At 51.8% G+C, this 4,492-nt stretch carries 4 protein-coding genes, 4 tRNA genes and 1 rRNA gene; 8 read left to right on the top strand and 1 reads right to left on the bottom strand.

Annotation, left to right across the window (positions count from 1 at the left end; all coding sequences use genetic code 11):
* The 3 genes from rrf to birA all read left to right on the top strand — a co-directional run.
* Positions 1-92 (top strand): 5S ribosomal RNA (gene rrf, locus ACQUTI_RS26215); the annotation flags it as partial.
* A 250-nt stretch (positions 93-342) separates the two neighbouring features.
* Positions 343-1,371 carry a UDP-N-acetylmuramate dehydrogenase gene (murB, locus tag ACQUTI_RS26210; protein ID WP_017901455.1) on the top strand — a complete coding sequence of 343 codons (1,029 nt, stop codon included), beginning with the start codon at positions 343-345 and terminating at the stop codon, positions 1,369-1,371.
* Complete coding sequence (gene birA, locus ACQUTI_RS26205) at positions 1,368-2,330, top strand: bifunctional biotin--[acetyl-CoA-carboxylase] ligase/biotin operon repressor BirA (RefSeq protein WP_004206834.1); 963 nt, start codon at positions 1,368-1,370, stop codon at positions 2,328-2,330. The genes murB and birA overlap by 4 nt, the downstream gene beginning before the upstream one ends.
* Before the next feature lie 26 nt (positions 2,331-2,356).
* On the opposite strand, the gene coaA is transcribed toward birA, so the two are convergent.
* A complete protein-coding gene (gene coaA / locus ACQUTI_RS26200; RefSeq protein WP_004206833.1) occupies positions 2,357-3,307 on the bottom strand; it encodes a type I pantothenate kinase in 951 nt (316 codons plus the stop codon).
* A 430-nt stretch (positions 3,308-3,737) separates the two neighbouring features.
* Between coaA and ACQUTI_RS26195 the strand changes: the two genes are divergently transcribed.
* The 5 genes from ACQUTI_RS26195 to ACQUTI_RS26175 all read left to right on the top strand — a co-directional run.
* Positions 3,738-3,813 (top strand) — tRNA-Thr (locus ACQUTI_RS26195).
* 10 nt (positions 3,814-3,823) lie between these two features.
* Positions 3,824-3,908, top strand: a tRNA-Tyr gene (locus tag ACQUTI_RS26190).
* A 115-nt stretch (positions 3,909-4,023) separates the two neighbouring features.
* Positions 4,024-4,098: transfer RNA gene (locus ACQUTI_RS26185), tRNA-Gly, on the top strand.
* Between the two features lie 5 nt (positions 4,099-4,103).
* Positions 4,104-4,179: transfer RNA gene (locus tag ACQUTI_RS26180), tRNA-Thr, on the top strand.
* Positions 4,180-4,294: 115 nt separating this feature from the next.
* Positions 4,295-4,492 (top strand): GTP-binding protein (locus ACQUTI_RS26175; RefSeq protein ID WP_032440645.1); only part of this gene is annotated, 198 nt, incomplete at its 3' end.

The raw sequence follows: 4,492 nt of genomic DNA, 5'->3' as shown, positions 1-4,492 counted from the left end.
CCACCTGACCCCATGCCGAACTCAGAAGTGAAACGCCGTAGCGCCGATGGTAGTGTGGGGTCTCCCCATGTGAGAGTAGGGAACTGCCAGGCATCAAATAAAGCAGAAAGCCCAGTCGAAAGACTGGGCTTTTTTGCGTTTGTGCCATCCGGGAAGGGTGCCGGCATGCCCCCCCGGTGGCGCTGCGCTTACCTGGGCCAGGGGCCTTGCGGGTTCTGTAGCCCGGCGCGGTACACCTCTCACCACTGGTAACGCTCCGCAATATTATTGCCTCTGTAATCAGGCAAGCCTTCCCCCGCCAGATACGGTAAACTAACGCCGATTTTGCATCAGGAAGCCACTATGAACCACTCCCTCAAACCCTGGAATACCTTTGGCATTGAGCGATCCGCCAATACGATAGTACGCGCCGAAACTGAGCAACAGTTGCTAAGCGCCTGGCAAACCGCTGCCGCGGCTGGCGAACCCACGCTAATCCTTGGGGAAGGCAGTAACGTCCTGTTTCTGAACGACTATGCCGGTACGGTGATCCTCAACCGGATTATGGGGATCGAGGTGAGCGAAACCCCGGATGCCTGGCGCTTGCACGTCGGCGCCGGCGAAAACTGGCATCAACTGGTGCAGTTCACGCTACAGCATGCGATGCCTGGTCTGGAAAATCTGGCATTAATCCCAGGCTGCGCAGGATCGTCGCCGATCCAGAATATTGGCGCCTACGGCGTCGAATTACAGCGGGTCTGCGAATATGTTGACTGCATCGAGCTGGAAACGGGACGTAAACAACGCCTTTCCGCGGCGGAATGCCGTTTCGGCTATCGCGACAGTATCTTTAAACATGAATATCAGGACCGCTACGCCATCGTCGCGATTGGCTTATCGTTAGCGAAAGCGTGGCGACCTGTGCTGAGCTACGGTGATTTAACACGTCTCGATCCGCAGAGAGTCACCCCGCAGCAGGTATTCGATGCGGTCTGCCATATGCGAATGACTAAATTGCCGGATCCAAAGATTAACGGTAATGCTGGCAGCTTTTTTAAGAACCCGATCGTCAGCGCTCAGGTTGCTGAAGCGCTGCTGGCGCAGTTCCCTCATGCACCGCACTATCCGCAGGCAAATGGCAGCGTCAAGCTGGCCGCTGGCTGGCTAATCGATCAATGTCAGCTCAAAGGAAAACGCATCGGCGGCGCGGCCGTGCATCGACAGCAGGCGCTGGTACTGATTAATGAAGATCAAGCGACCAGCGAGGATGTGATAAAGCTAGCCCATTACGTTCGCCAGCAGGTGGGGGCAAAATTCAATGTATGGCTTCAGCCCGAGGTGCGCTTCATTGGAACGCATGGTGAAGTCAACGCAGAGGAGAGCATTGCGTGAAAGACCATACTATCCCTTTAACGCTAATTTCTATCCTTGCTGATGGTGAGTTTCACTCAGGTGAACAGCTTGGCGAGCAGTTAGGCATGAGCCGGGCGGCGATTAATAAGCATATCCAGACGTTACGCGACTGGGGCGTCGATGTGTTTACCGTGCCGGGCAAGGGGTACAGCCTGCCAGAGCCCATTCATCTGTTGGATGAGAAAAAGATCTCCCAACAGATAGAGCACGGTCGCGTGACTGTCCTTCCGGTAATCGACTCCACTAACCAGTATTTGCTGGACAGACTGGATGAACTGACGTCCGGCGATGCCTGCGTAGCTGAATATCAGCAGGCAGGGCGAGGCCGGCGAGGCAGAAAATGGTTTTCCCCCTTTGGTGCGAATCTCTATCTCTCGATGTACTGGCGTCTGGAGCAGGGCCCGGCAGCGGCGATTGGCCTAAGCCTGGTGATTGGTATTGTGATCGCTGAAGTGCTGCAGCAACTCGGGGCCGAACAGGTTCGCGTGAAATGGCCAAACGATATTTACCTGCAGGATCGTAAGCTGTCAGGGATCCTCGTGGAGCTGACGGGGAAAACGGGCGATGCCGCACAAATCGTCAGCGGCGCGGGTATCAACCTTGTGATGCGTCGTGTGGAGTCTGATGTCGTCAATCAGGGTTGGATCAGTCTTCAGGAAGCGGGGGTGGTCATCGACCGTAATCTCCTCGCCGCGCGCCTGATTAAAGAGCTGCGCCTGGGACTGGAGCTGTTCGAGCAGGAAGGGTTGGCTCCTTATCTGCCGCGCTGGGAAAAACTGGATAACTTTATTCATCGTCCGGTAAAACTGATTATCGGTGATAAAGAAATTTATGGCATTTCCCGCGGCATTGACGCCCAGGGTGCGCTATTGCTGGAGCAGGATGGTGTGATAAAAGCCTGGGTTGGTGGTGAAATATCATTGCGCAGCGCAGAATAAAAAAGGGAGCTCCGGCTCCCTTTGCTTTATTTACGTAAGCGTACCTGATTAACAGAATGATTGGCGCTCTTGGTCATAATCAGGCTGGCGCGCTCGCGAGTTGGAAGGATGTTTTCCTTGAGATTCATTAGGTTAATCTCGTTCCAAAGCGAGGTGGCAATTTCGACCGCTTCTTCCTTCGACAGCTTGGCGTAATTATGGAAATAAGAATCCGGGTCGGTAAATGCCCCTTCCCGGAATTTAAGAAAGCGGTTGATATACCAGCTTTTCAATAATTCTTCCGGGGCATCGACATAAATAGAAAAGTCGACAAAATCCGATACGAATACATGATGCGGATCGTGTGGATAATCCATTCCACTTTGCAGAACATTCAGTCCTTCAAGAATGAGAATATCCGGTTGCGCGACGGTTTTATCGCCGTCGGGAATAACATCATAAATTAGATGGGAATAAACCGGTGCAGTTGCCTGTGGTACCCCTGATTTGAGATCGGAGACAAACTTTACCAGCCGATGCATATCATAGGACTGCGGAAAGCCTTTTTTCTTCATTAACCCACGTTCTTTCAAAACTGAGTTAGGGTGCAAAAATCCGTCAGTGGTAATGAGTTCGACATGGCGATGCTCTGGCCAACGGCTCAGCAAGGCCTGCAGTACACGGGCGGTGGTGCTTTTTCCTACCGCCACGCTGCCAGCGATACTGATAATATAGGGAATTCGCTGACCGTTGGTGCCAAGAAATTGTTCGAGAACAGCCTGACGACGCAGGTTAGAACTGATATAGAAGTTGAGCAAACGCGACAGCGGCAAATAGATCTCAGCAACCTCTTCCAGAGAGAGATCTTCGTTGATGCCTTTTAACCGCGTGATTTCTTCCTCGGTTAACGTCATCGGGACAGAATCACGAAGTGCAGCCCATTGGTGGCGGTTAAATTGTAGGTACGGTGTCATTAACGTCTGCTCTTTTTGGCTCATAAGCATGTTCTTACCATCACCGAATACGTTGAAACGGCGATGCTTCACACGAGTTAATCAGGACAATGGGCAGGAGGGTAACACCAGATTGCCGGGAATAATAAGAAAAAAACTCATTGAATGCCGCTTTCTCGCGCCAGCGTCACAAGAGAGGAATAAGTTTCTTATGCTTTGCAAAGCATGGCCTTTGCTAACAGGATGGTACTAACGGCCTGCTGCCTTTCAGTTTACGGTCAGCATACGTTCCTGGTAAACGTGGCTGACCGAAACCGCGCCTGATGGGCCCGTTTGCTGGCGATTATTTGCACTCCTCTGTTTGAAATTACACCGTTTTTTCGCGTAAGAGCACAAAATGTGAGCAAGAGAACGTTTTATGCAAATTTTTAGTTGCATGAACTCGCTCCTCTCCCTAGAATGCGCGCTACTTGATGCCGACTTAGCTCAGTAGGTAGAGCAACTGACTTGTAATCAGTAGGTCACCAGTTCGATTCCGGTAGTCGGCACCATAACAATTTGGGTGGGGTTCCCGAGCGGCCAAAGGGAGCAGACTGTAAATCTGCCGTCATCGACTTCGAAGGTTCGAATCCTTCCCCCACCACCACTTTCTGGCGACGCTTTGCGTAGCCGGAGTTGGTTGGGTAAACTAATCAGCTCAATACTAAAGAGAGCAGTCTTTTTAGTATTACAGAAAGAACTGGGTAGCCGAGTTTCAGGATGCGGGCATCGTATAATGGCTATTACCTCAGCCTTCCAAGCTGATGATGCGGGTTCGATTCCCGCTGCCCGCTCCAGACGTGCTGATATGGCTCAGTTGGTAGAGCGCACCCTTGGTAAGGGTGAGGTCCCCAGTTCGACTCTGGGTATCAGCACCACTTCTTTTCTCTCCTTCCCTGTTTCTCTTCTGTTATGTTCATTCAACAAGTCGGGCATGTTGCCTGGTTGATGTGGTGATATCACCGATTTATCCGTGTCTTAGAGGGACAATCGATGTCTAAAGAAAAGTTTGAACGTACAAAACCGCACGTTAACGTCGGTACTATCGGCCACGTTGACCATGGTAAAACAACGCTGACCGCTGCCATCACTACCGTTCTGGCTAAAACCTACGGTGGTTCCGCTCGCGCATTCGACCAGATCGATAACGCGCCGGAAGAAAAAGCTCGTGGTATCACCATCAACACCTCT

It is taken from the genome of Klebsiella sp. 7-CIP_Kleb. (genome assembly GCF_050378655.1).
Lineage (GTDB): Bacteria > Pseudomonadota > Gammaproteobacteria > Enterobacterales > Enterobacteriaceae > Klebsiella > Klebsiella quasipneumoniae.
This window is presented reverse-complemented; position numbering and strand designations above follow the sequence as displayed.

What these genes read in the sequence shown, in the direction of transcription:
- murB (WP_017901455.1), top strand. Translation starts at nt 343, where the DNA reads ATGAACCACTCCCTCAAACCCTGGAATACCTTTGGCATTGAGCGATCC.
- coaA (WP_004206833.1), bottom strand. Translation starts at nt 3,307, where the DNA reads ATGAGCCAAAAAGAGCAGACGTTAATGACACCGTACCTACAATTTAAC.